A 739-nucleotide genomic window follows, 5' to 3' on the forward strand; every position below is an offset into this window, starting at 1 on the left:
CCGGAGAGTTCCGGATCTGGCGCTTTGGGTTTCGCCCCTTCACAAGGGTGGAAAGAACGAGTACCCCTTCTTCCTAGTGGCGAGGCCCTGGGATGAGGTCGCGGAGGGCCTAGGGGCTGGGGCGTGATCCCAAAGGGCGGCCTCGCCGGGGGGCTTCCCTTGCCCTAACCCCGTTAGCCGAAAGAGGCTTTTCCATAGAGATTCAGGCGCAGGGAGCCGCCCGCTTCAGCTGATGGGGGAACGCGCCCTCTTCACGTTAGCTGGAGTTGCGGCGTATAATACCCTTTCTTGTTGTACCATTCGTCCATGACCGTAGCCGACCACCTGACCCTGAACGAGCTGTGGCGGAGGGTCAAGAAGGCCAAGGATCCGATAGAGAGGCATCGCTTCCTGGCCGTTTATCACGCCAAGCGGGGCCTCACCGCCAAGGAGATCGCCAGGATCACCCTGAACACCCCCCGCTGGGTCCAGGAGACGGTACGCCGCTATAACCGGGAAGGCCCCGAAGCCCTGAAGGACAAGCGACACCAGAACCCGGGACAAAAGCCCAAGCTGACCCCAGAGGAGCAGAGGAAGGTGCTGGAGGCCCTGCAGGCCCCTCCTCCCGACGGGGGCCTGTGGACGGGGCCCAAGCTCAGGGACTGGGTGGAGCGGGAGCTGGGGAAGAAGCTCTCCTTTTACCCCATCTACCGGCTTCTGCACGAGATGGGGTTCGCCTTGCGGGTGCCCCGCCCCCGGC

1 protein-coding gene is annotated in these 739 nt (G+C 63.9%); it reads left to right on the forward strand.

The features are described 5' to 3' along the window. Window positions 1–306: 306 nt before the first annotated feature. On the forward strand, window positions 307–739 hold a 433-nt coding region (locus AC01Y6_RS10770; protein ID WP_476671527.1), incomplete at its 3' end, for a helix-turn-helix domain-containing protein.

Source organism: Thermus sp. (assembly GCF_056332225.1).